The sequence below is a fragment of the Micromonospora sp. WMMD882 genome (assembly GCF_027497255.1).
In the GTDB taxonomy this organism is placed as follows: domain Bacteria; phylum Actinomycetota; class Actinomycetes; order Mycobacteriales; family Micromonosporaceae; genus Micromonospora.
In genome coordinates this window covers 1,483,108-1,509,403 of sequence record NZ_CP114903.1, presented here as the reverse complement: position 1 = coordinate 1,509,403, position 26,296 = coordinate 1,483,108, and the positions used below count along the sequence as shown (strand labels likewise).

The window sequence follows — 26,296 nt, the reverse complement described above, 5'->3', positions numbered from 1 at the left end:
GGCAAATTTCCATCTGTAAGGCACCGTACCTTAGATCGCAGTGTGCGCAAGCTGGCTCTTCTTCGACAGAAGTTCCGTCTCTTTCGACAAAAGGCGGGGTCGGGGAGCTGCCGGTCGGACCGACCCGGGGCGCGGCCCCGACCCGACCCGGGTCGGCGGTGGTCGCGGTCGCCCGGGTGGTCGCGACCCCGGTCGGAGTGCGCTCCTGGTTTCGCATCTGCGGCTTAACGCTCGAATAGCGCCAACGACTCGAAACGGTCGCTTCGGTGTGTCGACGGGCGGGGGCGGCACGGTGGCGGCGGCCGGGTCGAGTGCGGGCGAAACGGCGGACGCCGCCCGGGATCTACCAAAAGGAATTGTCCGGCGACGATCTCCGAGAATTCTTCGAAATTGCCACGCCGGCTCGTCGCGCCTGGCCACAATGTGCCGGAGGAACCTGAACGGGGAGGAGCATCATGGAGTTGAGGCGGCGGTTCACGCTGTCCGCGGCGACCATCGCCGCCACCGCGCTGGCGCTCGGCGGGTGCACGGCCGACCGCGGGCCGGGAAAGGCCCGGGCGGGAGCCGGGACACCGACGGAGTTGACGGTCACCCCGACCGACCACGCCCGGAACATCCCGATCAGCGGCGAGGTGGGAGTGACGGTGCGCGGTGGAAAGGTCACCGAAGTGCGGATCCGGGACGACAAAGGCCGACCGGTACGGGCCGAGCCCCGCGCCGACGGTTCGGCGTGGGTGCCCACCGCGCCGCTGGCCCACCGCCGCACGTACACCGCAGAGGTGACCGCCACCGATGACGCCGGAAAGACCACCACCCGCCGGACGACCTTCACCACCGCCCCCAAATCAAATGTCCCGGCAATTACCAGCACGCTCTACTTCGTCGGTAACCGGACGTACGGAACGGCGATGCCGGTAACGGTGGCGTTCGACCCGCCCATTCCCAAAGAGGCCAGGGACGACGTTCAGCGTCGACTGTTCGTCAGGACCGACCCGCCGCAGCCGGGGGCCTGGTCGTGGCTGGACGACGGCACCCAGGTCTACTACCGCGCGCCGGACTTCTGGCGGCCCGGCACGACGATCGACGTCCGCTCGGCCCTGGAGGGGTTGCCCATCGGCAAGGACCGGATCGGTGACGCCGACCGGCGGGCGACGTCCAGGATCGGCCGGCAGGTCGCGTTGGAGGTCGACAACGCCACCAAGCAGATGTCGGTGTTCCGCGACGGCAAGCTGGTGCGCAAGATCCCGGTCAGTCTCGGCAAGCCGAGCACGCCCAGCTCCAGCGGCAAGATGGTGATCATGGAGAAGCACGAGCGGACCACCTTCGACACCCGGGGCGAGCCGGACGGCGGCTACGTGGTCGACGTGGACGACGCCCAGCGGTACACCTGGGGCGGGGAGTTCATCCACTCCGCGCCCTGGTCGGAGGGGGACCAGGGCTACACCAACGTGTCGCACGGATGCGCCAACGTCTCCGCCGACGCCGCCGACTGGCTGATGGGCGTCACCCAGGTCGGGGACCTGATCACCGTCCGGGGCACCGAGGTGCCGTTGCAGCCGGGCAACGGTTGGACCGCCTGGAACGTGAGCTGGGACGAGTTCGTGCGTGGCAGCGCGCTGCCGGTGCCGGCGAACCTCGGGCCGGCGACGTCGCCCAGCCCGGCCGCGCCGGTCACCGGGGCCACCCCGGAGCCGACCCGGTCCGGCAGCGGTGGCTGACCACCCGGTCGCCGGTCGCCCGCCCGAGATCGCCCGGGTGGTGGACTGCGACGTTAGCGCTGGTCAGGCATGATGATCTCCGTCGGGTGCCACCCGGGGGGAGCGAGTCATGAGTGTCCGTGCCGTCGGCGCCGTCGACCTGATCTGGGAGGAGCAGCCACCCTACGACGACCGGGCGGGCGGCCGGCTTGCCCGGGCGGTGGTGACCAAGGAGTTCCAGGGCGACCTACAGGCGTCCAGCGTCGGCCACCTGCTGACGGCGGAGGCGACGCGCCCCGGCTCGGGCGGCTACGTCGGTTTCGAACGGGTGGTCGGCACCCTGCACGGACGGCTGGGCAGTTTCGTCCTGCAACACTGCGGAGTGATGGACCGGGGCAGCGGCGCGCTCACCATCCGGGTGGTGCCGGACACCGGCACCGGCGACCTGACCGGCCTGACCGGCGTCATGGAGATCCGGCTGGTGGACGGGGAACACGGCTTCACCTTCGACTACACCGTCGGACGCTGACCCGGGCGCCGACCATGCTCACCCGTACGGCCGAGCGGGCTCGCCGGACGTCCGCCCCGCGGGGTCGGGGGTGTCCCTGATCCGACCCGGGGAGTACCCGGAATCGGCCTCCGGCATGAGGAGAACTGTCACCCCCACCGCCTAGATTCGAGGTCATGAGGCAGCGTGATGACCAGCTCCAGGTCGAGGTCGCCGTCAGCGACCGGGCGGTCGACGTGCGGGTGGCCGGCGAGATCGACATCGCGACGGTGGCCCAGTTCCGGTCGGTGTTGTGGGCGCAGCCGGTCCGGCCGCTGTTGCGGCTGGATCTCTCCGAGGTGTCGGTCTTCTCGGCTGCCGCGATCCGCACCCTGATCGCCGCCCACCTGGGCGTCCGGGCCAGGGGCGGCGAGCTGGTGCTGGTCGACCCGCATCCGATGATCGTGCGGGTGCTCCGTGGCACCGGGCTGCACCGGGTCGTCCCGGTGGTCCAGGGCCCGACCCGGGTCACCCTGCCGGCGCAGACGTCGGCGGTCGGGGCGGGGGCGTCGTCCGCTGCCGGGCGGCGCGCCGTCCCGCCGGGCCGCCCGGTCGGTGTCGACGGCCCGTGGGGCGGCGTCGGGTGGGCTCCGCTGGAGTCGGACCCGGCCCGGGTCGGGTTGCCGGTCGACGGCCCGTCCAGGCCACGCCCGACGCTGGCCCGTCGCCCGCTCGCCGCGGCCTGACCATCCGGTTCGCCCCGGGTGGCGGCCTCCGCCGTCCGCTCGCCGTGGCCTGTCCGGGTCCGTCCCGCCGTCTCCGGTGATGTCGTGTCGTCGTCGCTGGTGGCGGCACGACATCACCGAAGTGGCGACCGCCGAGCGGCTGATCCGCCGGGCGCCGGGCGCCGCCGGGCGGGCGCTGCCGGTCGGTCCGTCGCGGCGTGGGTCAGCTCACGCCGACCAGGTCGACGACGAAGACCAGCGTCTCGTTCGGCTTGATCACGCCCCCGGCGCCCCGGCTGCCGTAGCCCAGGTGCGGCGGGATGGTGAGCCGACGGCGACCACCGACCCGCATCCCCACCACGCCCCGGTCCCAGCCGGAGATGACCTGCCCGCCACCGAGCCGGAACTCGAAGGTCTCCCCCCGGTTCCAGGAGGCGTCGAACTCGCGGCCGGTGGAGTGCGCCACGCCGACGTAGTGCACGCTGGCGAGCTGACCCGGCTCCGCCTCGGGGCCCTCGCCGACGGTGACGTCCTCGATTACGAGGTCGGCGGGCGGCGCGCCCTCGATCGGGCCTACCTCTGGCTTGTTCATCCTGGCTCTCCTGCCTCCGTGCGATCACTGTTCAGATCGATCCTGCCGGATCGTGCGACGCCGATGCGCGCCAGGAGGCAGGTCCGCGGTGGGACACGTGAAACGGCGGACGTCACCGCTTGGTGACGTCCGCCGTTACCGTCGTGGGCGCGCCGGCCCACCCGGCCCGACGCCGGTCGTGGTCAGCGCAGCCAGCGCAGACGCCGGACGAGGGGGAGCTTCGCCCAGACCCGACCGAAGCCGAGGGTGTCGCCGGCGGCGACCAGCGCGAGACCGGCCAGCAGCGCCGCGTTGATCAGGTGCTCGTCCAGGAAGGGGTTGTTCTCGGGGGGCAGCACGACCGTCCACATCAGCACGTAGAGCAGACCACCGGCCACCGCCGCGATCCGCATGCCGATGCCGAGCAGCAGCGCCAGGCCGATGCCGAGCAGACCGGTCATGAACAGCCAGTCCGCCCAGGCCGCCCCGGCGATCCCGTGGTAGACGCCCTGGAACGGACCTTCCGCGCCGAAGGCGAGGAAGCCCCTGGTCGGGCTGCCGCCGTCGATCCAGGCGTTCTTCGCCTCGGTGCCGTGACCCAGCCCGAACGTCTTGTCGAGGAAGGCCCAGAGGAAGGTCCAGCCGAGCGCGATCCGGATGCCGGCGAAGACGTACCGGGTGGCGCGCTCCCGCCCGGTCCGGGTCGCCGGGGTCCCGTTCACCCGGGCCTCGGTGGGCGCCGCCGGGGTGGCGGCGCGGGCGGTGTTCCGCTCGATCGTCGCGGTCATGGTGTCCGTCCCTTCCTTCGCGCTTCGCACCGCTTCCCGGTGGCATCTCCATTCCAGCCCGGCGCGACGGTGGCGGGCAGGGCCGACCGGTCCCGGCCGACCCGGGACCTTCGCCCCCCTTTCCACGGGCCCGTCGGGCCCGTCGGGCGCGGACCAGGGCCGGGGCGTGAACCGGAGGCGGGGCCGGACCGGAACCGGGGGCGTGGGTCAGCCCTGGTGGGAGACGGGACGCGCCAGTTGCGCCGCGAGCACGTCGCGCGCCTCGGCCAGCGACGGGCCGTACCAGGTCAGATGTCGGCCGGAGAGCAACGCGCACGGCACCCCGGGGAAGGCGTCCGGCCCGTCCTCGGCGGTGAACCGGTACGGCTCGTCCGGCAGCACGACCAGGTCCGGCCGGTGCCCGCGCAGCTCGGCCAGGTCGGGGCGGGGGTACCGGCGCGGGTCCGTCGCGTAGCGGTGCCGCACCCCGAGCCGACGCAGCACGTCCCCGGCGAAGGTGTCGCCACCGAGGACCACCCAGGGCCGCCGCCAGACCGGGACCACGGCCCGGCTCGCGAGCGCCGCCGGGACGGACGGCGTCGTCCAGGCCCGCCGGGCGGTGGTGAGCCAGGTCGGCTCCCGGTCCGCGCCCAGCTCGGCGAGGACGTCCGTCAGCTCGGCCAGGGCCTGTGGCACGGTACGCGGATAGGTGACCCGGACCGGCACGCCGGCGGCGGCGAGCGTGTCGGCGTCCTCCCGACGGTTCTCCTCGACGTTGCACAGGACCACGTCCGGGCGGAGCGCGAGCACCCGCTCCAGGTCGGGGTACTTGCTGCCGCCGACCCGGGGCACGTCGAGGTCGGCCGGGTGGGCGCACCAGTCGGTCGCCCCGACCAGCACGCCGGGCAGGGTGACCGCGACCGCCTCGGTCAGCGACGGCACCAACGAGACCACGCGCACCCGGTCGCCTCCCGTCACCGCAGCCGGCTGGCCGGCGGGGGGTGGTTCTCCTCGCCGAGCGTCGCCACCGGCACCCCTTCCCGGACGGCCCAGCGCAGCGCCGAACGCAGGTCGCCCACGGGCAGGGGCCGCCGGGCGGTCACGGTGACCGCCGCGTGCACCGCGTACGCGACGAAAGGGTAGGACCGGGCCAGCCCGGCGACCTGCTCGGTGACCCGGTGGGCCACGGCGACCGCCGCCTGCTCGGTCAGCGCCGGCAGCACCAGCAGGTACTCCTGGTCGTCGAGGCGTACCGCCCGGTCGACCGGGCGCAGCGCGGCGGTGACCGCGCCGAGCACCGCCTGGGTCTCCCGGGCGGCGGTGCGTCGACCGATCCGTTCCGGCGCGCCGGCCGGCTCCTCCACCCGGACCCCTACCAACGCGACGGGCAGCGACCCGGAGGCGGCCCCCCGCCCGGCCCACCGCAGCAGCGCCGCCTCGTCGAGCACCGGCGTGTCCGCCCCGGTGGCGCGTCGCCGGGGCGCCGCGACGACCCGGCCGGCCCGCTCGACCCGGTCCGCCAGCAGCCGCAACGCCGCCTCACCGCGGGCCTCGCCGGGGGCGGCGGGCAGGTCCCGGACCCGGGCGACCACGTCGTCGACGGCGGCCAGCACGGCCGGGGGCAGGCGATCGGCAAGCGTCCGGCGCAACCGGAGCACCTCGTGCAACGCTTCGTCCCGGCGGAACCCCCACCAGCCGTCGAAGAGCCGGCCGGCCTCCAGGCTGGTCGCCGCCGGGTCGACCTCGATCCGGTCGTGGGCGACCAGGGCCGCTCCGAACCGGGGGGTCAGCGCCACGACCGTCCACTCCCGGGCCAGCTCCTCGGACTCGTCGAGGGGGACTCCGGTGACCGGCTCCGGCAGGACGGTCGGCGCGGTGGGGGTCACCGCGCCGACCACGGTGACCGCGGCCACCGCCGCGATCCGCTCGTACCGCGCCCGCTCCCGCTCGAAGTACGGCATCCGCTGGAACAGGGCGAACACCACGAGCGGCCCGTCCTCGGCGGTGGCCGACGCGGCCTGCTCGATCGCATGGGACACGGTGACCAGACTCTGTTTGGTCAGCCGGTCCAGGGGGCGGCCACGGTGCAGCATGCGTCCGAGGGTAGAAGACCACCGACCGTGCCGGGTGACGGGCGTGACCGGCGTCCTAGACTCTGGCCGGCACGAGAGGGACGGACCATGACGATCACCGACGACGGCGCCCCGCCGCGCCCGCCGCAGGCCACCGGACGCGCGCCGGCGCTGGAGCGGGGCGGTCATCTCGTGTACGCCGACCGTCGGCTCGGTGAGCTGCTGCTCAGGCGCCCGCCGGGGATCACCGGTCACCAGTGGAGCGTGGCGGGACGGGCCGTGCTGGACTTCGTCGTGTCCGACGCGGACACCGGTCGGCCGGTCTTCGTGGTGGTGCTGGCCCCGCCGCCGGCCACCGCGGCGGCCCGACGGGACGTGCGGCTGCGTCAGGCGGTCTGCGCGGCGGTCGGTCTGGCGTCGCTGCACGTCGAATCGGCGACGTTGCGGGCCGACACGCACGGGCGGCGGCTGGTGGAGTACCTCATCGACGCCCGGGGCTACAGCGCCGGAATGCCGGAGCGGTTCGACCCGGATCCGGCGCCGGTCGGCTTCCGGGACATCATCGGTCGCCTTCCGGACGGTCGCAGCGGCCCCGTCAACGACCTGGGCGCGATCGCCCGGGCCGCCGCCGTGGAGGCGTACGTGGGGCGGCAGCTCGTCGACCCGATCCTGCGCGGGCTGCGCGTGCGCTGGACGGACGGCCCCGCCGAGGGTTGGGGCTGGGTCGAGACGAGCCCCGGCCGGTGCCTGGTCGAGCGGGTCCGGGTGTGGGAGCACCGCTTCACCTGTGGGGTGGACGCCACCCGACTGGCCGAGGATCTGGCCGCCGCGGCGATCGGTCACCGGCTGCGGGCGCTCGACGCCGGGGCGCCGGTGACGGTGCCCCGGGGCGAGTTGGGGCGGGACGTGGCCCGGCTGCGCGCCCGTCGGGACGAGATGGCCAGACCGTTCGACCTGGACCACCTCAGCTTCGACTGACTCTCCCGGCCGGGTTCCGCCGGCCGCGTGTGCCGAGGCGTTGAACCTTCCGCGGCGCGGGTCCGTACCTCCGCCCGAACGGACAGGATCATGCTCGCCCCGTGGTGGGCGAAGGCACGGCGGATCGAAAAGGAGAACCCAGCGATGCGCAGGTTCACACGGGCGCGCCGGTCGACGGGGCGCGCACGGAGCACGAGGGTGCTGGCGGTGGTCGGCACGCTCGCCGTCTTCGCGGGGATCGTCGCGGTCACCCAGATCTCCTCGGCCGAGGACCGCCGCAGCACCGCCAGCGCCGCCGGCGCGTGTGTCGCCCCCGCGCCGGGCGCGACGGCGCCGGGCGGCCGTGGCACCACGGTGAGCCGGCAGAACGGGCGGGACGTCCGTAACCACTGGGGTGACGGCCAGATGTCGGTGCAGGAGTGCCGTTCCGGCGGCCCGGCCACGACCCGGGTGGTGAGCTGCCCGGACGTGGCGGCGCAACTGCCGGAGATTCCCGACCGGGCCCGCGACGAGGTGACCCGGAACCTGAACCTGCTCCAGACCCAGATCGCCGAGGCGGACCGTAGGTTGGCCGCCGACGGGGACCGGGGTGAGGCGTTCGTCCGGGCGGCCGTCCTGGGGCCGCTGGCCGACAAGCGTCGGGCCACCCTGGAGCGGATCACGCTGGCGATCGGCCGGGTGGCCGCCCGGCCGGAGGGTCTGGACCGGCTCGCGGAGTGCCAGGTCACCACCTCCGGCAGCAGCGGCGGCGACGACGACGGGGACGACGACGGCGACAACGGGCTGGACGTGCTCGCCGACGACTGCGACGACAGCCGGCTCCAGCCCCACGACGGCTTCCAGAACGGCAACCGGTGCGTCAGCACCGCCTTCGGCGAGGTGGGCAGCGCGGCGAACAACCCGTCGCTGCTGATCACCCGCTTCCCCAACCAGGTCCGGGTCAACCAGGCGTTCACCCTGCGCGTCGCCACCCGCAACCTGGTGCGGGACCGCTTCCTGGCCGCCGGGCAGGGCGGGTACTACCTGGAGAGCTCCCTGCTCAACGACCAGGGGCTGGTGCGTGGGCACTTCCACACCGCCTGCCGGATGCTCGGCAGCACCCGGACGCCGCCGGACCCGGCGGCGGTGCCGGCGTTCTTCGTGGCCACCGAGGACGGTGGCGGCGGCGCGCAGCCGGACGAGGTCAGCATCCAGGTGCCGGGCCTGCCGGAGTCGGGTGTCGCCCAGTGCGCGGTCTGGGCCGGCGACGGCTCGCACCGGTTGCCGATGATGGAGCGGGCCAACCAGACCCCGGCATTCGACGTGGTGCGGATCCGGGTGGGTCGCTGACCGTCCCCGATCGGTCCCGGCCGGGTCGCCGTGCGGTCGGCGGCCCGGCCGGCCGGAAACGTGGAACGGGGGCACGGTGCGTCTGCTCGGCCCCTGGGGGGTGGGGCGGGCAGAGGGTGACCCGACCGGCGCGGTCGGTGATTCCCAGCGTGCGGGCCGGGCTCCGGGGCGGGGGTAATGCGGGAGCCGGGTGGCTCAGCGGTTCTTGTAGGCCTCGACGACCGAGACGGGGATGCGACCCCGCTCGGAAATCTCGTAGCCGTTCTTGGTGGCCCATTCGCGGATGGCGCGGTTCTGCTCACGATCCATTCCGGACGTCGCGGGACGACCGGGACGGCGCGACCCGCGGGTGCTCTCGACCGCGCCTCGGCCGATGCGCCGGCCAGCGTTGATGTAGGGGTCCAGGGCCTTGCGGAGCACCCCCGCGTTTTCGTCCGACACATCGATGGTGTACATGACGCCGTCGAGCCCGAACTCGACCGTCCGGTCGGCCTTTCCGCCGTCGAGGTCGTCCGTCAGAACTGTGATTACTTTCCTGGCCATCGTCGATTACTCCTTGTGTGGCGCCGGTTGTGGCTAAGAGTTTGACGTATCACACCGCAAATCCGCAACAATACGCGGCGACTGGCATTGCGACGCTGCCCTGCCGGGCCCTGAAATCCACCCTCAGCGTGGAAATTGCTGGTCGCCCGACGGGGTCTTCGTGCAGGTCGACGTAGCCCGCCGGGCGCGGCGACGGCGGGTCGGTTCGTGCTCCGCAGTTTACGCAACAACGGAACGTGATCCGCTTCACGTTCCTGTTGTGCAAAACGTGGCGGCCGACGACACCCGTCCGGTGCCACTCGGCGGAAGTGGGCAGGGTGTGTGCTGGGTCACACCGTGGAACAAGGGGTCGGGCCGACGACTTGAGTCAGACACGCTCAAGTCCAACCCTGATGGCAGGTGTTCGATGGCTACTCTTCCGGTACTTCCCCTGACCGACGCCGTCCTGCTGCCCGGCATGGTCATCCCGGTGACCCTCGACCCGACCACCCAGGCCGCGGTCGACGCGGCCCGGGCCACCGGCGACCACAAGCTGCTCGCCGTGCCCCGCATCGACGGCGCGTACGGCCCGGTCGGCGCGGTCGCCACCATCGAGAAGGTCGGCCGGCTGCCCAGCGGCGAGCCGGCGGCCGTCGTCCGGGGTCTCACCCGGGCCCGGATCGGCTCCGGCGTGCCCGGTCCCGGCGCGGCCCTGTGGGTGGAGGCCACCGAACTGGTCGAACCCGCGCCCACCGGCCGGGCCCGGGAGCTCGCCCGCGAGTACCGGGCGTTGATGACCTCGGTGCTCCAACAGCGTGGCGCCTGGCAGGTCATCGACGCCATCGAGCGGATGACCGACCTCTCCGAGCTGGCCGACTCCGCCGGCTACGTCTCCTGGCTGACGCCCGGCCAGAAGACCCAGCTACTCGCCGCGCCGGACGTCACCGCCCGGCTCGAACTCCTGGTCAACTGGGTGAAGGACCACCTGGCCGAGCAGGAGGTCAGCGAACGGATCAACACCGACGTCCGCGAGGGGCTGGAGAAGTCGCAGCGGGAGTTCCTGCTGCGCCAGCAGCTCGCCGCGATCCGCAAGGAGCTCGGCGAGGACGAGCCGGACGGCTCCGCCGACTACCGGGCCCGCGTCGAGGCCGCCGACCTGCCGGAGAACGTCCGCGAGGCGGGGCTGCGCGAGGTCGGCCGGCTGGAGCGGGCCAGCGACGCCTCCCCTGAGGCGGGCTGGATCCGTACCTGGCTGGACACGGTCCTGGAGATGCCGTGGACCACCCGTACCGAGGACAACACCGACCTGGCCGCGGCCCGGGCCGTGCTCGACGCCGACCACGCCGGCCTGGCCGACGTCAAGGACCGCATCCTGGAGCACCTCGCGGTGCGCAACCGTCGCGCCGAGCGCAACCTCGGCGTGGTCGGCGGACGCGGCTCGGGGGCGGTCCTCGCCCTCGCCGGCCCGCCCGGCGTCGGCAAGACCAGCCTCGGCGAGTCGGTGGCCCGCGCGCTCGGCCGCACCTTCGTCCGGGTCTCCCTCGGCGGCGTGCGGGACGAGGCGGAGATCCGTGGCCACCGGCGCACCTACGTCGGCGCGCTGCCCGGGCGGATCGTCCGGGCGTTGCGCGAAGCCGGCTCGATGAACCCGGTGATCCTGCTGGACGAGGTGGACAAGCTGGCCGTCGGCTACGCCGGCGACCCGGCCGCCGCGCTGCTGGAGGTGCTCGACCCGGCGCAGAACCACACCTTCCGCGACCACTACCTGGAGGTCGACCTCGACCTGTCCGACGTGCTCTTCCTGGCCACCGCCAACGTGGTGGAGAACGTCCCCGGCCCGCTGCTGGACCGGATGGAGCTGGTCACCCTGGACGGCTACACCGAGGAGGAGAAGGTCGCCATCGCCCGTGACCACCTGCTCCCGCGCCAGCGGGACCGGGCCGGACTGACCGCCGAGGAGGTGACCGTCACCGACGCCGCCCTGGCGCGGATCGCCGGCGAACACACCCGGGAGGCCGGTGTCCGGCAACTCGAACGGGCCCTGGCGAAGATCCTCCGCAAGGTCGCCGTCGCCCTGGCCACCGACCCGGCCCCGGTCCGTGTCGACGTGGCCGACCTGGCCCGCTACCTGGGGCGGCCGAAGTTCACCCCGGAGTCCGCGGAACGCACCGCCGTGCCGGGGGTCGCGACCGGCCTGGCCGTCACCGGCGTCGGCGGCGACGTGCTGTTCATCGAGGCGACAAGCATGGACGGCGAGCCGGGGCTGACCCTGACCGGCCAGCTCGGCGACGTGATGAAGGAGTCCGCGCACATCGCGCTCTCCTACCTGCGTTCGCACGGCCGGCGGCTCGGGCTGGACCCGAACGCCCTCGCCGGGCGACGCATCCACCTGCACGTGCCGGCCGGGGCGGTGCCCAAGGACGGCCCGAGCGCCGGCATCACCATGGTCACCGCGCTCGCCTCGCTGGCCAGCGGCCGACCGGTCCGTCCCGAGTTCGGCATGACCGGTGAGGTGACGCTCTCCGGCCGGGTGCTGCCCATCGGCGGGGTGAAGCAGAAACTGCTCGCCGCCCACCGGGCCGGCCTGACCGAGGTGATCATCCCGGCCCGCAACGAGCCGGACCTCGACGACCTCCCGGCCGAGGTCCGCCAGGCGCTCACCGTGCACACTCTCGCCGACGTCGCGGACGTGCTCGCCCTGGCGCTGCGCCCCGCCGACGCCGACGCCCTCACCGGCCCCGCCCTCACCGCCGCCTGACGGCGGTTACGCGAACGGCCCCCTGCTGCGCGCGAGGCGTCAGCGGGGGGCCGTCGCGACGTCCGGCGGCGGCGCTCAGCGGCGGGGGTGCCTGCGGTCGCCGCCGTCGAAGCGGCGCTCACCCTCGCCCTCGCCGTCGCGGTCCCGGCGCACGGTCGCCTTGCGGCCCTTGATGGTGCTGCCCCGCAGCCCGGCGATCACCTCGTCGGCCACCGCCTGCGGCACCTCCACCAGCGAGAACCGGTCGGCGATCTCGATCGAGCCGATCTCCCGGCCACTGATCCGGGTCTCCCCGGTGATCGCCCCGACCAGGTCCTGCGGGCGTACCCCGGCCCGCCGGCCCAGCCCGATGAACACCTGCGTGGTGCCGGCGCCGCGGGGCCGGGAGGACGGCCGGCGCTCACCCCGCCCGTCGTGCCCCGGCCGGCCCTCGCGGGGCGCGCGGACCGCCGCCTGCGGGATCTCCTCGTCGTCGTCGGTGCCGGGGGAGGTGGCCTCGTGGGCGAGCTTCACCGCCGCGAGGGCCACCTCGATCATGTCGAACTCGTCCGACAACGACTCGATGATCACCCGGAACGGCTCCAGGTCGTCCTCCAGCAGGCTCTCCCGCAGCGCCGCCTGGGTCAGCTCAAGGCGTCGGGTCCGCAGGTCGGCCACCGTGGGAATCTTGTCGATGGCGATCCGCTGCCCGGTCACCCGCTCGATGGTCTTGAGCATCCGGTGCTCCCGCGGCTCGGCGAGGGTGATCGCCACCCCCTCCCGACCGGCCCGGCCGACCCGCCCGATCCGGTGCACGTACGACTCGGGCGCTGACGGGACGTCGTAGTTCACCACGTGCGTGAGCTGCTCGACGTCCAGGCCCCGGGCCGCCACGTCGGTCGCCACCAGCAGGTCGGCGGTACCGGCGCGCAGCCGGCCCATCACCCGGTCCCGCTGCTCCTGGCTCATCCCGCCGTGCAGCGCCTCGGCCCGGTAGCCCCGGCCGTTCATCGTCTCGGTGAGCCGGTCGACCTCCTCCCGGCTGCGGCAGAACACGATCGCCGCGGTGGGCGACTCGACGTCCAGGACCCGGCCCAGCGCCGCCGGCTTGTGCGCCCGCGCCACGATGTACGCGCTCTGCCGCACCAGGGGGGCCTCCCCGGCCACCGGCTGCTCCCGGGCGATGAGGATGCGTACCGGATCGGTGAGGTGCTGGCGGGCCATCCCGTCGATGCGGCTCGGCATCGTCGCCGAGAAGAGCACCGTCTGCCGTTCGGCCGGGGTGTGCTCCAGGATCGCCTCGATGTCCTCGGCGAAGCCCATGTCGAGCATCTCGTCGGCCTCGTCGAGCACCACCGTGGCGAGGTCACCGAGACGCAGCGTGCCCCGGGCGATGTGGTCCAGCGCCCGCCCCGGGGTGGCCACCACCACGTCCACCCCGGCCTCGAGGGCACGCAACTGCCGCCCGATCGGCTGGCCGCCGTAGATCGGCAGGACCCGGGCGCCCAGGTCCTTGCCGTACCGGTGGAACGCCTCGGACACCTGCACCGCCAGCTCCCGCGTCGGCACCAGCACCAACGCCACCGGGTCACCGCCGGAGCGGTCGGCGGGCATCCGGTGCAGCAGCGGCAACGCGAACGCGGCGGTCTTGCCGGTGCCGGTGGCGGCCTGCCCCAGCAGGTCCCGGCCGGCCATCAGGGGCGGGATCGCCTCCCGCTGGATCGGCGTGGGCTCCTCGTAGCCGAGCGCGGTGAGCGCGGCCAGCAGCTCGTCACGCAGGCCGAGGTCGGCGAACGGGGTCGCCTCGTCGTCGGTGCCCGGTCCGGCGGTCGGATCGGGCCGTACAGGTGCGGAACTCATGCGACAAGCCTTTCATCACCGCCGTCGGCCCGCTCCGGCGACCGGCACATGACGCCGTGGACCCAGTCGCGCGTGCTGCGAGACCAGGCAGGAGCCGCTCCCGTACCCGTCGGGAAGGGGCCCCGCCCGGTCGTTAGCCTGGGCGGGTGCGGACGGTGGAGTTGCTCTGCTCGGCGGAGCTGGAGCAGACCGTCCGGGACGTGTGGGGCCGGCTCGCCGGCGTGGGGTTGCCCAGCCTGGCCCGTAACACCCACCCGACGAACCGGCCGCACCTGACTCTCGCCTCGGTGACGGAGTTCCCGCCCGGCGTCGAGGAGCGCCTGGCCGCCCTGGTCGACGCGGCGTTGCCGCTGCCGGCGCAACTCGACCGGGTCGCCGTGCTGGACGGCAGCGCGCCGCTGGTCTGGCTGCTGCGCCCCACGCCCGCCCTCACCGCGCTGCACGCCGCCGTCTGGGACACCCTCGCCGCCACCGACGGGCTGCTGCCCTGGCACGCGCCGGGGCGCTGGATCCCGCACCTGAGCCTGGCGCTGCGCTTCCGGGACGCCGACCGCCGGTTGACCCGCGCGGTGGCCGACGTGGACCGGCTGGCGGGGGCGTTCGTGGCGGCCCGCAGCTACGACAGCGCCGACCGGACGGTCAGCCCGCTAGGCGGTCGCCGTCGGTGACCGGACCAGCGTCGACGGCGGGGGCGCGGCGGGCCCAGAGCAGGAACCGGTCGACCACGTCCACGTCGGCCGGCAACTCGCCGGCGGCTCGCTGCATCAGCGCGCCGAGGTGCATCAGCAGCGCCAACCGGTCGTCGGCGTACAGCGTGAGCAGCCGGGACTTCGCCGGCTGACACGGCCACGGCGCGCCGTCCACCCGGCACCGCCAGGACGGTCGGGCCGGCCGGTGCAGCCAGGGGGCAGGGCTGCGGGTCCAGTGGCCGGCGTTGCGGCCCGGCCGGGGCGGCGGCGGCGCGTCGGTCGCCCGGGGGAGGGCCCGGCGCTCGGCGCAGCTTCGGGGCGGGGCGGCGAGCGGACCAGGCGGAACGGGGTGGCGTCGGTCGGGGCAGCGTCGCCAGGACGGCAGCCCGCACGAGCAGGTCAGCCGCCACCGCCGCAGCACCGGCCGATGACGCGGCGCGTACGGAACCGGGGTGATTCTCCGTGACCAAGGCATGACTTCACGCTGCCTGTCGACTGCTCTCTTGTCAAGATGGCAGTGCCGGTTAGTAAAGTTCATGAATCGGCACTGCCGGTTTGTAAAGTGTTCACACGGCTAATCTCACGCCGTGCCACGACACCTGTACGGGAGCGGTGAACTCCAGCGTCGGCTGGGGGTCTCGCGTCAGCGGGTGCGGCAGCTTGTCGCGCGTCCGGACTTCCCGAAGCCGTACGACGTGCTCGGGATGGGGGCGGTGTGGCGGATCGACGAGGTGGAGGCGTGGATCCGGCAGTACCGTCCGCATCTGGACGCCCCCGACGAGGCCGAATGACCGGCCGTAGCGGCGCTCGGATTGCGGGACCCCGGGGCGAGGCGTAGAAGTTAACCCATTGATCCGTCCGTAACCGGAAGCATGTCGCCTCCGGCGGAACGGGGGTGGGATCCGTGGTACGACGTCGACTCGTCCGGGCCGTCGCCGGGCTGACCCTGACCGTGCTGGCCGCCGGGTGCGCCCTGACCGGCGGGTCGTCCGACGGGCGGACGACCATCGAGTTCTTCCAGTTCAAACCGGAGGCGATCGCCACCTTCGACCGGATCATCGCCGACTTCGCGCGGGAACGGCCGGACATCCGGGTACGGCAGAACCACGTGCCCGACTCGGAGACCGCGCTGCGCACCCGGCTGGTCCGCGACGACGTGCCGGACGTGCTGGCGCTCAACGGCGACGGGAGCTTCGGCGAGCTGGCCGAGGCGGGCATCTTCCACGACTTCGCCGACGACCCGGTGGTGCAGACGATCGACCCGGGCATCCTGGAGATCCAGCAGGGCCTCGGCGTCCGGGCCGACGGCGAGGTCAACGCGTTGCCGCTCGCCGCGAGCGCCAACGGCATCCTCTACAACAAGCGGCTCTTCGCCCAGCACGGGGTGGCGGTGCCGACCACCTGGGCGGAGCTGCTCGCGGCGGCGGGCACCTTCCGGGCCGCCGGGGTGACCCCGTTCTTCTTCACCCTCCAGGAGGCCTGGACGGCGATGCCCGCCTTCAACGCCGTCGCCACCAACTTCGCCCCGGACGACTTCTTCGACAAGCTGCGCGCCGAGGAGACCACCTTCGCCGACGGGTACGCCGAGACCGGTCGCCGACTGCGGCAGCTCACCGAGCTGGGCCAGCCGGACCGGTTCGCCCGTGACTACGCCGCCGGCAACCAGGCGTTCGGCCGGGGTGAGGTGGCCATGTACGCGCAGGGGAGCTGGACCCTGCCGCCGATCCGGGACGTCGGGCCGGATCTCGACATCGGGGTCTTCCCGTTCCCGGCGGACACCCCGCAGGAGACCCGCCTGGTCTCCGGGGTGGACGTGACGATCACCGTCGGCCGGCAGACCGACCGCCGTCCCGAGGCGCTGGCGTTCGCCAGGTACCTGCTGCGTCCCGAGGTGGTGGCGACGTACGCCAGGGAGCAGGCGGCGGTGCCGACGCTGCGTGGCAGCGAGCCCACCGACCCGGTGCTGCGGGAGGCGCTGCCCTGGTTCCGTGACGGTCGGGTGACCGGCTTCGTCGACCACCAGATCCCGCCGGCCGTGCCGCTCGCGCCGGTCACCCAGCAGTACCTGATCGACGGTGACCTGGACCGGTGGCTGCGCACCCTGGACCGGGAGTGGGAGAAGGTCGCCGCCCGCCGTCGCTGACCCGACTCCGCCCGGGAACACCAGGAGGTACCCCTATGGCCGTCCAGACCGACCGACCCCCGGACGCGTCCGCCCGCCCGGCGTCCCCCGGCCGGCGGGGTCGCCGCCGACGTGGGGTGCCGGCCGCGTTCTACGCGATGGTGCTGCCGGCGTTTCTGCTGTTCTTCGTCTTCCACACCGTGCCGGTGCTCCAGGGCGTGTTCTACAGCTTCACCAACTACGCCGGCTACGGCGAGTGGGACTTCGTCGGACTGGACAACTACGCCGCGCTGCTGCTCGACGACCGGGTTCGGGCGTCGTACCTGTTCACGTTCCGGTTCGCGATCGTGGCGACGATCCTGGTCAACGTGCTGGCGTTGGCGATCGCGATGGGGCTGCACGCCCGGATCCGGTTCCGCACCACGCTGCGGGCGGTCTTTTTCCTGCCCAACGTGCTGGCCGTGCTGGTGGTCGGCTACATCTTCAAGTACCTGTTCAGCACCTCGCTGCCGGCGCTCGGTCAGGCCCTCGGCGTCGACGCGCTCTCCACCAGCATCCTCGCCGACCCGGAGTGGGCCTGGCTGGCCGTGGTGGTGCTGGCGGTATGGCAGGCCACCGCGTTCGCGGTGATCCTCTACCTGGCCGGTCTCCAGGCCATTCCCGGCGACCTGTACGAGGCGGCGGCGATCGACGGGGCCGGGCGGTGGCGGCAGTTCCGCAGCGTCACGTTCCCGCTGATCGCGGCGTTCCTGACCATCAACATGGTGCTGTCGTTGAAGAACTTCATGATGGTCTTCGACCATGTCGTCGCGCTCACCGACGGCGGGCCGGGCACCAGCACCGAACCGGTGTCGATGGTCATCTTCCGGGGTGGTTTCCAGGGCGGCGAGTTCGCGTACCAGACCGCCAACGCGGTGGCGTACTTCGTGGTGATCGTGCTGGTGTCGGTGGTCCAACTGCGCGTCCTGCGCCGTCGGGAGGTGTCGCTCTGATGTCCGTTCCCTCGATGCCCGGGACCACCGCGCCGCCGCCGGCCGTCGCCGCGCCCGACCGGCCCCGGCGTCGGCGGCGGCAGGTCTCCGGGGTGAGCTGGTGGCTCACCGCGCTGCTGGCGGTCTGCTCGCTGACCGTGCTGGTGCCGTTGTACTTCACCGTGGTCACCGCGCTGAAGACCCCCGACGAGCTGGGCGGAGCCGGGTTCGACCTGCCGGCCGACCCGCGCTGGGCGAACTTCGCCGACGCCTGGCGGCTCACCGACTTCCCACACGCCGCGCTGAACAGCGCGCTGATCACCGTCGGGGCGGTGCTGTTGACCCTGCTGACCAACTCGATGGTCGCCTACGCGATCGCCCGGAACATGCAGCACCGGCTGTTCAAGGGGCTGTACTTCTACTTCGTGTCGGCGCTGTTCGTGCCGTTCCCGATCATCATGCTGCCGGTGGTGAAGCAGACCGCCTGGCTGAACATGGACAACCAGCTCGGCCTGATCTTTCTGTACGTGGTGTACGGGCTGGCGTTCAACATCTTCGTCTACGTCGCCTATCTGCGCTCGGTGCCCCGGGAGCTGGAGGAGGCGGCGCTGACCGACGGGGCCGGGATCTGGACGACGTTCTGGCGGATCGTCTTCCCGCTGCTCGCCCCGATGAACGCCACCGTCGGCATCCTGACCTGCCTGTGGGCGTGGAACGACTTCCTGCTGCCGCTGGTGATCCTGTCCAGCCCGGACGCGCAGACCCTGCCACTGGCGCAGTACGTCTTCCAGGGCCAGTTCGACACCAACTACACGGTGGCGTTCGCCTCGTACCTGATGGCGTTGACCCCGATGGTGGTGGTGTACCTGCTGGCCCAACGCTGGGTGATCTCCGGGGTGATGCGCGGTTCGATCCGCTAGACCCGGCCCGGCCGGGCCTCCCACCGTCGCGGGAGACCCGGCCCGATCGCCGGTTACCTGTGGAAACGCAGGTAGTCGAACCGCGCGGTGACCGCAGGCTCGGCCCCGCCGCGCGCGACCAGACCGATCCCGGGGGGTGGTGTCGGCGGGGAAGGTCCACACCGCCGCCGGGTCCAGGCGCGTCCGTCCCGGCTGGAGCAGTCGCCGCTCATCGGGACGGTGCCGAGGGGCTGGTGCTGGACAGGCTGCGGATCTTTATGCCGGGCGGGGTGCAGCAGGAGCATCCGGGCTGGCACCCGCAGGCGTCCGGGGCCACATCGCCGGCCGTTACGGGTTTGCCGGCTGTTGCCGGCTCATCGACCTTGGTCGGCGTGGAGTTGATCAGCGCGGCCGGAGGGACGGCGCAGCAGGTGTCCCCGCGCCAGGCTTCGCGGCCTTCCTTGACGGCGACGACGGCGATGACCAGCGCGGCGATCGGGTCGGCCCAGGACCAGCCGAACAGGCTGTTCACGGCCAGACCGATGAGCAGCACCGCGGACAGGTAGGTACACAGCAGGGTCTGCTTGGAGTCGGCCACCGCGCTGCGGGAGCCGAGTTCGCGACCGGCGCGGCGCTGCGCGCCCGACAGCACGGGCATGACGACCACGGACAGGCCGGCCAGGACCAGGCCGATCGTGGAGTGCTGGGCGTCGGCCCCGCCGAGCAGGGCGCGGACCGCTTCGATGCTGACGTAGCCGGCGAGGGCGAAGAACGAGATCGCGATGATGCGCAGCGCGGTCTTCTCACGGGCCTGCGGGTCGCGGCCGGCGAACTGCCACGCCACGGCGGTGGCGGAGGCAACCTCGATGATGGAGTCCAGTCCGAAGCCGATCAGCGCGGTGGAGTCCGCGATCGTGCCGGCGGTGATGGCCACCACCGCTTCGATCACGTTGTAGGTGATGGTCGCCGCGATCAGCAGGCGCACCCTGCGGGTGAGCACCGCCTGGCGCTGTGCCGACGGCCCGGCAGGTGTCCGGGGGATAGGGGGCAGGCTCATCAGCAGCACCCTTCCTCGGTCGGGTCTCCGCAGACCGGGTCCACCGCGAGGACCACGCCGAGCAGGTCACCCAGGGCGTGGGCGAGCCGGGCGTCGGTCAGCTCGTAGCGGGTGCGCCGGCCTTCGGGTACGGCCACGACCAGGCCGCAGCCGCGCAGGCAGGTCAGGTGGTTGGACAGGTTCTGCCGGGTGGTGCCCAGCAACACGGCCAGCTCGGCCGGATATCCAGGGCCGTCGCGCAGGGCCAGCAGCAGCCGCGCCCGAGTCGGATCGGACAGGGCATGGCCGAAGCGGGCAAGCACCTGCCCATAGGTCATCGTCTCCACCACCGCAGAGTACATTCTCTGATGTATCCAGCGGAAGCTGTACCGAATTGCCGCGTCATCGACGACAGCGCCGTTCGCCACTCTCCGTTCGCACGCAAGCGTGTTGCTCCGGAGTCCTGAGAAATGTGTGTGCGAACCTCTCGGCATGGTCGAGCCCGAGAACCGTGAATCCGACTCGCGTGACACCGCGGAGGTCGAACGGCACCCGTGCCCGCGATGCCAGGCGCAGCCCGGCTCGCCGACCCGTCCCGATCAGGTGTGATCGCGACCTCCTACCACACCGGCCGGTGGCCGGAGCCGCCGGAGACCCAGCTCGCCCTGCTGCGCGACGAGCCGTACCAGCGGGCGGCCCGACTTGCGGTGGCGGCGGCCGGGCCACCGTGGGACTTCCCGGTGGCAGGCCGGAGCTGACCGGGGCCGCGCTGGCCACGCAGCTCGACCGGATCCTGTCGAGACTGACCCGCACACGACCGACGCCCTGCCGGGGCCATCGACGCTGATGGCTCCGACAGGGCGTCGGGGTCCCGGGGCGCGGGGCTCAGCCCGCCGGCGGGTACGGATCGTCCTGATAGGTGTACTCGGTCTCGATCTTGCCGTCGGCGGTGTGCACGACGAGCTGGCTCGGCTCGTTCCCGTGCGCCACCTTACGGCCGGCGTCCACCGCCGACTGCTTGTTGTCGTACGAGCCGATCTGGTTGCCGCCCTGCTCGACCTTCCAGCCCGACCCGTTCGGCACCACGTGGTACTCGTTGCGCGCCATCGTCATCACCGTCCCTTCCGTGACAGGGCGATACCCCGGGCCGGCGCGGCGGAAACCGGCGTCGCCCGGCCATCCTGGACCCCGACGGACGTCGGCCCGGCCCTCCGCGTGGGAGGACCGGGCCGACGTGGGCGCTCAGTGGACGGTCACCAGCTCCGGTAACTCGGCTGGGTCTGCACGTTCAGCTCCTGGTAGCGGGTCAGGTTCGCCGACCAGGTACGCGGGTCGGTCAGCTTCAGCACGTCCAGCCCCTTGATGCTGTCGCTGGAGTAGATGTAGCCGTTGTACCAGTACGCCGACCAGGTGCCCCCGAAGGTCAGCGTGGCGTCCGACAGCGGCCCCCGCTCCCAGAACGCGATCTCCTTCGGCTTCGCCGAGTCGGTGAAGTCCCACACCGAGATGCCGCCCTGGTACCACGACTGCACCATGATGTCGCGGCCCTTGACCGGGATCAGCGAGCCGTTGTGCGCGACGCAGTTCTCGGTGTCCGCGTTGGCCCGGGGGATCTTGTAGTAGCTGCGGAAGGTCAACGTCCGGGTCGCCCCGGCGCCGCCGATGTCGTAGATGGCGTCCGCGCCCCGGTCCGGCCCGACCGTGGCGTTGCAGGTCGCCGCGCCGCCCCCGCCCAGCTCGTCGGTGAAGACGACCTTGGTGCCGGCGTTGTTGAACGTGGCCGAGTGCCAGAACGCGAAGTTCGTGGTGTCCCGCACCCGGTTGATCACCGTCGGGGCTTCCCGGTCGGCGATGTCCAGCAGGATCCCGTCGCCCATGCACGCGCCGGCGGCCAGGTCCTTCGACGGGAACACGGTGATGTCGTGGCAGCCGCTGGTGCCCGACGCGCCCGGACGGCCCTCGTACCCGCCGTCGGGGAAGAGGTTCGGCGTGGCGACCACGGCGGCCCGGGTGGGGTCGCGCAGCGGCACCTTCACGATCGAGATCGAGTCGTGCGGCCGGGCGCACCCGACGTACGTGTCGGACGGCCCGTACGAGGAGACGTAGAGGTAGGCGACGTTGCGGCCCCGGGCGGCCGGGACCAGGGTGTGGGTGTGCGAGCCGCAGGCCGTCTGGACGGACTTGACGTACCGCGGGCTCCGCTTGTCGCTGATGTCGAAGATCTTGATGCCCTCCCACGCCGTCTGGTCCGGGTTGACCCGCTCGCTGGCGCAGGAGTCGTCGCTACGGGGCGAGTCGGTCGAGAGGAAGAGCAGGTCACCGTGGACGGAGATGTCGTTCTGCGAGCCCGGGCAGAGCACCTGCGACACCAGGGTCGGCTGCTCCGGGCGGCCGATGTCGTAGATCAGGAAACCGTCGTAGTTGCCGACGAAGACGTACCGGTCCTGGAAGGCCAGGTCACTGTTGAAGCCGACGTCCAGCGGCGCGGGCCGGGGCACGTTCGCGACCTGGCGGAGGTTGGGGCTGCTGACGATCTCGTCGACACCGGGAACGGTGGTGGTCACCGGCCCGGCGGAGGAGGCCGCGGCCATGCCGGGCGTCACGGGGGCCAGGGTGGCGGCCAGCAGACCGGCGGCGGCCAGGGCCAGCAGCCGGAACCGGCGGTTGGGTGCGGAAAGTCTGCTCATCGACGGCATCCTTCGCGGCGGGATTCTGGCGCAGGGCGCCTCTGCCGTCGACGATATCAGTCGATGTATGGGAAGCCACTAATTATCGTCGACGGATACGATTCCGGCGACCGCAGGGGAAGGGAGGTCGCCGATGTCCATCCGGCACGGGCGGCTCGTCGCGGTGGCCGCGGTGCTGCTGCTGGTGACGGCGCTGGCGGTGGCGCTGCGGACCACAGCGGACCCACGCCCGCCGTCGACCGCCCCGACCACCACCGCGGCGGCGCGGCCCGACGCCCCCGCGGTGATCGTGCCCGGCCGCCCCGGCGAGCCGGCCGAGACCGTCCCCGGCGACGCGGTAGGCGTCGACCCGTCACCCGCGCACAACAGCATGGACGTCTGGTTCGCCCGGATGATGATCGCGCACCACGCGCAGGCGCTGGAGATGGCCGCCCTCGCGCCGGACCGGGCCGGGGATCCGACCGTACGGGCGCTGGCCGACCGGATCCGCGCCAACCAGACACCGGAGGTCGGCGTGCTGCGCGGCTGGCTCGACGCCCGCCGGCTGCCCCTGGAGGAGACCGGCCACGACCACGCCGCCATGCCCGGGATGCAGTCCGCCGAGGCGGTGCGGCGGCTCGCCGCGGCCCGGGGCGCCGAGTTCGACAGGCTCTTCGTCACGATGATGTCCGACCATCACCGGGGCGCGGTCACCATGGCCACGGACCTGCTCAGGGTCGGCGCGGAGCCGACCCTGTCGGACTTCGCCACCTCGGTCGCCGTCGAACAGAACGTCGAGATCGACCGGATGCGCGCCCTGGTCGACCGCTGACCCGCCCGCCACCACGGGCCCGACGCCGGGGGGTGGCTCAGCCTTCGTCGCCTTCGGAGCCGCCCCCGCCGGTGGCGTCGGTCGGCGGAGGCGGCTCCGACGGCGCGGCCGGCGGCGTGGTCGTCGGCGCGGTGGTGGGCGGCGCGGCCGGCGGCGTGGTCGTCGGCGCGCCCGTCGGGCCGGTCGTCGGCGCCGGCGCGCTCGGGGTGACGCTGGGATCGGCGCTGGGCGTGACGGTGGGATCGGCCGAGGGGCGACTGCTCGACGTGCCGGGCCGGTTCGGGCGGGTCGGGTCCGGGTCGCTCTCGTCCGACGGGACGACCTGCTGGGGGACCTCGCTCGTCACGCTCGCCGACGGGGTCGGTTTCAGGTTGGTGGCCGGCGCGGCGTTGTCGTTGGTGAAGCCCAACGCGGCGACCAGGCCGGTCAGCGCCACCAGCACCGCCGCGCCCGCGCCGATCAGCGTCCCCCGACGGGGGCGTCCGGTCGGGGCGGGCGCCGCGCCGGCCGGCACCGCCGGCAGGTCGGTCCGGGTGTCCGGGCCGGAGGCGCGCAGGGCGCCCGACACCACCACGGTCGGCGTGCCGCCGGCGGTGGTGCCCAGGGCGTCACCGGCGGCGGCCCGGGCGGCCCCGGCCATCGCCGCGCCGCTGGCGTACCGGTCGGCGGGCTCCTTCGCCAGCGCCCGGGAGACCAGCGCCCGGACCGGCTCGGGGATCTCGTCGGGCAGCGGCGGCGGCTCGTCGTCCAGATGCCGCACCGCCACCTGCAGGGGGTTGTCCCCAGTGAACGGCGGACCGCCGGTCAGGCAGCAGTAGGCGACCGCGCCCAGCGCGTAGATGTCCGTCGCGGCGGAGACCGGCCGCCCGGCGGCCTGCTCGGGTGCCATGTAGAGGGCGGTGCCCGGCACCGCGTTCGTGCTGGTGATGCTTGTCACATTCGTCGAGCGGGCCACGCCGAAGTCCACCAGCACCACCGCGCCGGACTCCTGGACCATCAGGTTGCTGGGTTTGACGTCCCGGTGCACGATGCCGCCGAGATGCGCGGCGTGCAGGGCCTCGGCGGCCTGGGCCACCACCGACATGGTCTCGGCCACGCCGAGCCGGCCGTCGGCCTCGATCCGCTTGGACAGCGGCTGACCCTGGACGAACTCCATCACCAGGTAGTCGGCCTTGGCCCCGCCGTCCAACTCGTCCTGGCCGCAGTCGTAGACCTGCACGATGCCGGGGTGGCGCAGCGCGGCCATCATCCTGGCCTCGGCGCGGAACCGGGCGATGAAGTCCGGGTCGGAGACCAGGGCGGGCAGCAGCACCTTGACTGCCACCTGTCGACCCAGCACCACGTCGGACGCGCGCCAGACATCACCCATGCCGCCGGTGGCGACACGTTCGTCCAAGCGGTACCGACCGCTGAGTACGACTTCCGAAGACAACACGGCACTACCGTACCCACCGCCGCCCCGGCCCACCCGCGCGCGATCCCCGTACCGTCGGCGTGCCGCAGCCGGAACGGGCACCCTGGGTGACCGGTCGCTCGCGCGGCCGACCAGGGCCGACGTCATGGCGGTGGTCGATCCGGCCGGGCAGCGTCCGAGGCGTCGATCATGTCACGGCGACCCGCCGGTTCCGGGTGTTGAGGTACGTCACTTGTTTCTTCCGGGTTGCCGACTTGTCGTCGCGCGATGTCGCTCCTAGCGTTACCCCGCTCCGGCGGCGGACTGGACCGAGTCGACGGGGGTTGGCTGTGGCGTGTCGGTTTGTGCCCCGACGGTCCCGACCCGGCGGACCGGGTCGCCCCCGACGTATGGCAGGATCAGCGCCCCGATGACCGGTGAGCTGAACGCGGCGGTGGCCGCCGCCCAGAACGGCGACGAGGAGGCATTCCGTCTCCTCTACCGGACCCTGCAACCCGGGCTGTTGCGTTACCTCACCGCGCTGGTGGGGGCGGACGCCGAGGACGTCGCCTCCGAGACCTGGCTCCAGGTCGCCCGGGACCTGTCCGGCTTCACCGGCGGGGAGTTCCGCGCCTGGACCGTCACCATCGCCCGGAACCGGGCCCTGGACCACCTGCGTCGGCAGCGGCGTCGGCCGAGCGTGCCGGTGCCCGTCCAGTCCCTCGGCGAGCTGCCCGGCGACAGCGACACCGCCGAACGCGCCAGCGAGACCATGGGCACCGAGTCGGCGATCGCGCTGATCGCCACGCTGCCGCCCCGGGAGGCCGAAGCCGTCCTGCTGCGCGCCGTGATCGGGCTGGACGCGGAGACCGCGGCCCGGGTGCTGGGCAAACGCCCCGGCGCGGTCCGCACCGCCGCCCACCGGGGTCTGCGCCGGCTCGCCGCGCTGCTCGACCAGGGCGGGGCGACCCGCTCCGCCGCCGACGACGCGGCCACCCCGACGCGTACCCGTGCCGGCGCGGACGGTTGACGTGAGGGGAACCTGGATGCCTTTCCGCCGATCCCGCCGTACCGCCGAGTCGGCCGCCGACCGGCTCCTCGACGTCGCTGTCGGGGCGCAGGACCCCACCGCCGACGGCGTCGAGACCCGGGAGCCGGTCGGGCGGCTGCTGGCCGCCGCCGCCGCCCCGGCCCGCCCCGGTGAGCTGGCCGGCGAGGAGGCCGCGCTGACGGCCTTCCGGGACGCCCGCGCCCAGCGACCGACGCCGACGCCCGCCCGCCGCCGGTCCCGGGTCACGGTGGCGGCCTGGGCGGCCGGCGTGGTGGTGATCGCGACCGCCGGGGCGGCGGTGGCCGCCGTCGGTCTGGACCGCTCCGCCCCGGCGCCCACGCCGACCCGGTCGGTCACCGACCCGCCTGCCACCAGCCCAGGCGACCCCGGCGACTCCGGCAGCCCCACCAGCCCCGGCGTGCCGACGACGGCGTCCGACGGCGCCCCGACCACGGCGCCCGCGCCAAGCGCCCCGGGCCACAACGACGCCGGTCGCCCGCCGCACGGCCCGTCCACCGGCCCGACGTCCGTGCCCGGGCTCTGCGTCGCCTACCGCGCCCGACCGGCCGACCAGCGGGGAAAGTCCCTGCGTACGCCCATGTTCCGCGCGCTGGTCGAGGCCGCCGGTGGACCCGAGCACGTCGACGCGTACTGCGCGGCGCAGGCGCCCACCGCGACCGGTCGCCCCACGGACCGTCCGTCGGCCACCAGCCGCCCCAGCCGGACGCCGAAGGAGCCGAAGGACCGGAGCGGACCGGGCAGCAGCCCGTCACCGAGCGCGTAGCTGCCGTCACCTCGCGCGAACGCGACGCCTCTGCTAGACAGGACACGATGGTTGCCGATGCCTCGGCGTGCGCCGGCTCATCGGTTCCGACGACGCGGAGGAGGGGCT

Annotated in this window: 27 protein-coding genes; 15 read left to right on the top strand and 12 right to left on the bottom strand. The window is 73.2% G+C overall.

What is annotated here, in order from left to right:
* The first annotated feature begins 455 nt into the window (after positions 1–455).
* From O7606_RS05735 to O7606_RS05725, 3 genes are all read left to right on the top strand, one after another.
* The gene (locus tag O7606_RS05735; RefSeq protein WP_281598016.1) at positions 456–1,718 is read left to right on the top strand and encodes an Ig-like domain-containing protein; all 1,263 of its coding nucleotides are present in this window, start codon (positions 456–458) and stop codon (positions 1,716–1,718) included.
* Between the two features lie 109 nt (positions 1,719–1,827).
* Positions 1,828–2,226, top strand: coding sequence for a DUF3224 domain-containing protein (locus O7606_RS05730; RefSeq protein ID WP_281598014.1), 399 nt, complete (start codon positions 1,828–1,830; stop codon positions 2,224–2,226).
* Between the two features lie 155 nt (positions 2,227–2,381).
* Positions 2,382–2,930 carry an STAS domain-containing protein gene (locus tag O7606_RS05725; protein ID WP_281598013.1) on the top strand — a complete coding sequence of 183 codons (549 nt, stop codon included), beginning with the start codon at positions 2,382–2,384 and terminating at the stop codon, positions 2,928–2,930.
* A 202-nt stretch (positions 2,931–3,132) separates the two neighbouring features.
* Here the strand turns inward: O7606_RS05725 and O7606_RS05720 are convergent, their stop codons facing one another.
* From O7606_RS05720 to O7606_RS05705, 4 genes are all read right to left on the bottom strand, one after another.
* Positions 3,133–3,501 carry an FKBP-type peptidyl-prolyl cis-trans isomerase gene (locus O7606_RS05720; RefSeq protein WP_281598012.1) on the bottom strand — a complete coding sequence of 123 codons (369 nt, stop codon included), beginning with the start codon at positions 3,499–3,501 and terminating at the stop codon, positions 3,133–3,135.
* A gap of 182 nt (positions 3,502–3,683) precedes the next feature.
* Positions 3,684–4,268 (bottom strand): hypothetical protein, encoded by a 585-nt coding sequence (locus O7606_RS05715; RefSeq protein ID WP_281598011.1) that lies wholly within the window; start codon positions 4,266–4,268, stop codon positions 3,684–3,686.
* A gap of 207 nt (positions 4,269–4,475) precedes the next feature.
* Positions 4,476–5,207: a helical backbone metal receptor gene (locus O7606_RS05710; protein WP_281598010.1), complete on the bottom strand. Its 732-nt coding sequence runs from the start codon at positions 5,205–5,207 to the stop codon at positions 4,476–4,478.
* Between the two features lie 14 nt (positions 5,208–5,221).
* Positions 5,222–6,340 carry a DICT sensory domain-containing protein gene (locus O7606_RS05705; protein ID WP_281598009.1) on the bottom strand — a complete coding sequence of 373 codons (1,119 nt, stop codon included), beginning with the start codon at positions 6,338–6,340 and terminating at the stop codon, positions 5,222–5,224.
* Positions 6,341–6,427: 87 nt separating this feature from the next.
* Here O7606_RS05705 and O7606_RS05700 point away from each other — a divergent pair, with 87 nt between their 5' ends.
* Together O7606_RS05700 and O7606_RS05695 are read left to right on the top strand one after the other, a co-directional pair.
* A complete protein-coding gene (locus tag O7606_RS05700; protein WP_281598008.1) occupies positions 6,428–7,297 on the top strand; it encodes a hypothetical protein in 870 nt (289 codons plus the stop codon).
* Positions 7,298–7,495: 198 nt separating this feature from the next.
* Positions 7,496–8,626, top strand: a complete 1,131-nt coding sequence (locus O7606_RS05695; RefSeq protein ID WP_281598006.1) for a hypothetical protein — start codon at positions 7,496–7,498, stop codon at positions 8,624–8,626.
* Positions 8,627–8,821: 195 nt separating this feature from the next.
* On the opposite strand, the gene O7606_RS05690 is transcribed toward O7606_RS05695, so the two are convergent.
* Positions 8,822–9,169, bottom strand: a complete 348-nt coding sequence (locus O7606_RS05690; protein WP_281598005.1) for an Lsr2 family protein — start codon at positions 9,167–9,169, stop codon at positions 8,822–8,824.
* A gap of 406 nt (positions 9,170–9,575) precedes the next feature.
* Here O7606_RS05690 and lon point away from each other — a divergent pair, with 406 nt between their 5' ends.
* Positions 9,576–11,906 carry an endopeptidase La gene (gene lon, locus O7606_RS05685; RefSeq protein ID WP_281598004.1) on the top strand — a complete coding sequence of 777 codons (2,331 nt, stop codon included), beginning with the start codon at positions 9,576–9,578 and terminating at the stop codon, positions 11,904–11,906.
* Positions 11,907–11,981: 75 nt separating this feature from the next.
* On the opposite strand, the gene O7606_RS05680 is transcribed toward lon, so the two are convergent.
* Positions 11,982–13,745 (bottom strand): DEAD/DEAH box helicase, encoded by a 1,764-nt coding sequence (locus O7606_RS05680; RefSeq protein ID WP_281598002.1) that lies wholly within the window; start codon positions 13,743–13,745, stop codon positions 11,982–11,984.
* Between the two features lie 146 nt (positions 13,746–13,891).
* Here O7606_RS05680 and O7606_RS05675 point away from each other — a divergent pair, with 146 nt between their 5' ends.
* Entirely contained in the window at positions 13,892–14,413 is a 522-nt protein-coding gene (locus tag O7606_RS05675) for a 2'-5' RNA ligase family protein (protein WP_281598000.1), read from the top strand.
* On the opposite strand, the gene O7606_RS05670 is transcribed toward O7606_RS05675, so the two are convergent.
* Positions 14,385–14,855, bottom strand: a complete 471-nt coding sequence (locus O7606_RS05670) for a hypothetical protein (RefSeq protein WP_281597999.1) — start codon at positions 14,853–14,855, stop codon at positions 14,385–14,387. The genes O7606_RS05675 and O7606_RS05670 overlap by 29 nt on opposite strands.
* A 166-nt stretch (positions 14,856–15,021) precedes the next feature.
* Between O7606_RS05670 and O7606_RS05665 the strand changes: the two genes are divergently transcribed.
* The 4 genes from O7606_RS05665 (at position 15,022) to O7606_RS05650 (ending at position 18,447) form a co-directional block, all read left to right on the top strand.
* Positions 15,022–15,225: a DNA-binding protein gene (locus tag O7606_RS05665; protein WP_281597998.1), complete on the top strand. Its 204-nt coding sequence runs from the start codon at positions 15,022–15,024 to the stop codon at positions 15,223–15,225.
* A gap of 113 nt (positions 15,226–15,338) precedes the next feature.
* The gene (locus tag O7606_RS05660; protein WP_281597996.1) at positions 15,339–16,577 is read left to right on the top strand and encodes an extracellular solute-binding protein; all 1,239 of its coding nucleotides are present in this window, start codon (positions 15,339–15,341) and stop codon (positions 16,575–16,577) included.
* Between the two features lie 35 nt (positions 16,578–16,612).
* Positions 16,613–17,548 (top strand): sugar ABC transporter permease, encoded by a 936-nt coding sequence (locus tag O7606_RS05655; protein ID WP_281597995.1) that lies wholly within the window; start codon positions 16,613–16,615, stop codon positions 17,546–17,548.
* Positions 17,548–18,447: a carbohydrate ABC transporter permease gene (locus O7606_RS05650; RefSeq protein WP_281597994.1), complete on the top strand. Its 900-nt coding sequence runs from the start codon at positions 17,548–17,550 to the stop codon at positions 18,445–18,447. The genes O7606_RS05655 and O7606_RS05650 overlap by 1 nt, the downstream gene beginning before the upstream one ends.
* A 208-nt stretch (positions 18,448–18,655) precedes the next feature.
* On the opposite strand, the gene O7606_RS05645 is transcribed toward O7606_RS05650, so the two are convergent.
* Entirely contained in the window at positions 18,656–19,483 is an 828-nt protein-coding gene (locus tag O7606_RS05645; protein WP_281599505.1) for a cation transporter, read from the bottom strand.
* Complete coding sequence (locus tag O7606_RS05640; RefSeq protein ID WP_281597993.1) at positions 19,483–19,824, bottom strand: metalloregulator ArsR/SmtB family transcription factor; 342 nt, start codon at positions 19,822–19,824, stop codon at positions 19,483–19,485. The genes O7606_RS05645 and O7606_RS05640 overlap by 1 nt, the downstream gene beginning before the upstream one ends.
* A gap of 201 nt (positions 19,825–20,025) precedes the next feature.
* Between O7606_RS05640 and O7606_RS05635 the strand changes: the two genes are divergently transcribed.
* Positions 20,026–20,220: a hypothetical protein gene (locus O7606_RS05635; RefSeq protein ID WP_281597991.1), complete on the top strand. Its 195-nt coding sequence runs from the start codon at positions 20,026–20,028 to the stop codon at positions 20,218–20,220.
* Between the two features lie 127 nt (positions 20,221–20,347).
* Here O7606_RS05635 and O7606_RS05630 read toward each other — a convergent pair whose 3' ends face one another.
* The gene (locus tag O7606_RS05630; RefSeq protein WP_281597990.1) at positions 20,348–20,569 is read right to left on the bottom strand and encodes a DUF2188 domain-containing protein; all 222 of its coding nucleotides are present in this window, start codon (positions 20,567–20,569) and stop codon (positions 20,348–20,350) included.
* A gap of 146 nt (positions 20,570–20,715) precedes the next feature.
* Positions 20,716–22,149, bottom strand: coding sequence for a hypothetical protein (locus tag O7606_RS05625; RefSeq protein WP_281597988.1), 1,434 nt, complete (start codon positions 22,147–22,149; stop codon positions 20,716–20,718).
* A gap of 133 nt (positions 22,150–22,282) precedes the next feature.
* Between O7606_RS05625 and O7606_RS05620 the strand changes: the two genes are divergently transcribed.
* Positions 22,283–22,960, top strand: coding sequence for a DUF305 domain-containing protein (locus tag O7606_RS05620; protein WP_281597987.1), 678 nt, complete (start codon positions 22,283–22,285; stop codon positions 22,958–22,960).
* A 37-nt stretch (positions 22,961–22,997) separates the two neighbouring features.
* Here O7606_RS05620 and O7606_RS05615 read toward each other — a convergent pair whose 3' ends face one another.
* A complete protein-coding gene (locus tag O7606_RS05615) occupies positions 22,998–24,395 on the bottom strand; it encodes a serine/threonine-protein kinase (RefSeq protein WP_281597986.1) in 1,398 nt (465 codons plus the stop codon).
* Positions 24,396–24,783: 388 nt separating this feature from the next.
* On the opposite strand from O7606_RS05615, the gene O7606_RS05610 reads away from it, so the two are divergent.
* A complete protein-coding gene (locus O7606_RS05610; protein WP_281597984.1) occupies positions 24,784–25,383 on the top strand; it encodes an RNA polymerase sigma factor in 600 nt (199 codons plus the stop codon).
* 16 nt (positions 25,384–25,399) lie between these two features.
* A complete protein-coding gene (locus O7606_RS05605; RefSeq protein WP_281597983.1) occupies positions 25,400–26,188 on the top strand; it encodes a hypothetical protein in 789 nt (262 codons plus the stop codon).
* The last annotated feature ends 108 nt before the right edge of the window (positions 26,189–26,296 follow it).